This window comes from Sphingobium sp., assembly GCF_049304695.1.
Classification (GTDB): Bacteria; Pseudomonadota; Alphaproteobacteria; order Sphingomonadales; family Sphingomonadaceae; genus Sphingobium.
This window is the reverse complement of record NZ_JBAQOK010000022.1, coordinates 1-1,936: the sequence shown is the minus strand read 5'-3', so window position 1 is coordinate 1,936 and position 1,936 is coordinate 1. Positions and strand designations below refer to the sequence as shown.

The window sequence follows — 1,936 nt, the reverse complement described above, 5'->3', positions numbered from 1 at the left end:
TTACATGGCGCTTGCGGTGTCTTCGAGGGCGAGGTCGACGAGGGCGGACATGGCGTCGGCTGCGGCCTGTCCGTCGCTGGCGGCGATGGCGTCGTAGACGCGGACATGGTCTGGGATGGGGTTGCGGGGGAGTGCGCGGGCGCGTTGTTTATATTGGGTGGTCCAGTTGACGGCGGCGCCGATGCTGGCGGTCAGGACGAGCAGGGCGTCGTTGCGGGTGGCGTTGAGGATGGCGTTGTGGAAGTCGCGATCGGCCGCGCGCCCTGCTTCGGTGGCCAGCGTATGGCGGCGCATGGCGGCCAGCGCCTCCTTCATGATGCGCAGGTCGTCCTTGTCGCGACGCGCAGCGGCAAGGCGCGCGGCGGCCGGTTCGACGATGGCGCGCAGTTCGAACAGATCGCGGATGAACTGGATGTCGGGTTCGCCCGCAAAGGCCCAGGCGAGGACATCGGGGTCGAGCAGGTTCCAGCGCGTGCGCGGCAACACCCGCGTGCCCGCCTTGGGCCGGCTTTCCACCAGCCCCTTGGCCGTGAGCACCTGCACCGCTTCGCGATAGGCGCTGCGCGAGACTTCCAGTTCCTCGGCAAAGGCGACCTCGCCCGACAGCACGTCGCCGGGCTGATATTGGCCCGACAAGATCGCGGTCCCCAGCTTGTGCGCGATCGCCCCGTGCAGCCGTCGGCCAGGGCCACGCGCGGTTCTGGCGCCTGCCTTCTTGTCCGCCCCATCACCAGCCAAAGCCGGACCATCCTGTGCCATTCTCATATCCTCTTGCCCCGGTGATAGGAGGCATAACTCCCCTTAAAAGACAAGCATTGCCATTACCATCGCCCTGTCATATGTCGGAGTAATTGGGACAGCCCATCGCCCTGCTTCCCCGGCAACGGGCGCGCGCGGCCAGTCCCCTTGGCATCAACCAGCGCCGCCGACGGGCGCTGTCGAGGAGGGATTTCATGACATTGCGCCTGTTGCAGCACCGCAGCCAGACCGGGCAGCGCGGCGTCATCGCCGCACAGGGCGATCGCGCAGCCTTCGTGACCGGCTTTGCCACCATCCGCGCACTGGCGCTGCATGCGATCGCGCAGGGGATCGACCTTACCGCAGCGGTGCAGGCCGCCGGGTCGGGCGAGAGCGTCGATATCGTGGCGGAACATGCCGCCGGGCGCCTGCTGGCCCCGATCGATCATGAAGATGGCGCGCATATGCTGCTGACCGGCACGGGGCTGACGCATCTTGGGTCTGCCGAAGGGCGCGACAAGATGCATCGCGAGGCAGCGGCGGTCGAAAAGCAGACCGATTCGATGCGCATGTTCCTCGAAGGGCTGGAGGGCGGCAAGCCTGCTGCGGGGCAAACCGGCCAGCAGCCCGAATGGTTTTACAAGGGCGACGGGTCGCAGCTGGTGGGACCGGGCGATCCGCTGACCATGCCGGCCTTTGCCAGGGATGGCGGCGAGGAGCCGGAACTGGCGGGCATCTACGTCATCGGCGACGATGGCACGCCCTATCGGATCGGCCTGGCGCTCGCCAACGAGTTTAGCGACCATGTGACCGAGCGGCACAATTATCTGTGGCTCGCCCATAGCAAGCTGCGTCAGGCCGCGCTTGGCCCTGAACTGCTGGTGGGACCGCCGCCAGAGCATATCGAGGGAACCAGCCGCATCCTGCGCGAGGGACAGGTGATCTGGGAAAAGCCATTCCTGTCGGGCGAAGGCAATATGTCGCACAGCTTTGCCAATCTGGAGGGGCATCATTTCAAATATGACCTGTTCCGTCGTGCAGGCGACGTGCATGTCCATTTCTTTGGCACCGCGACCCTTTCGTTCAGCGACGGCGTGACGACGCAGGAAGGCGATGTGTTCGAAATCGACGCTGCGCCCTTCACCCTGCCCCTGCGCAACCCCCTCGCCCGCGCACAGAGCGTCAACGTCGCCGTCAG

The 1,936-nt window shown here is 66.1% G+C and carries 2 protein-coding genes; one reads left to right on the top strand and one right to left on the bottom strand.

Translation table 11 applies throughout. The annotated features are described in order from the left end of the window. Positions 1–759, bottom strand: coding sequence for a FadR/GntR family transcriptional regulator (locus WA070_RS03265; protein ID WP_422632737.1), 759 nt, complete (start codon positions 757–759; stop codon positions 1–3). Positions 760–953: 194 nt separating this feature from the next. On the opposite strand from WA070_RS03265, the gene araD1 reads away from it, so the two are divergent. Further along, positions 954–1,936: AraD1 family protein (araD1, locus tag WA070_RS03260; protein WP_422632736.1), on the top strand; the 983-nt coding region annotated here is incomplete at its 3' end.

What these genes read in the sequence shown, in the direction of transcription:
- WA070_RS03265 (WP_422632737.1), bottom strand. Translation starts at nt 759, where the DNA reads ATGGCACAGGATGGTCCGGCTTTGGCTGGTGATGGGGCGGACAAGAAG.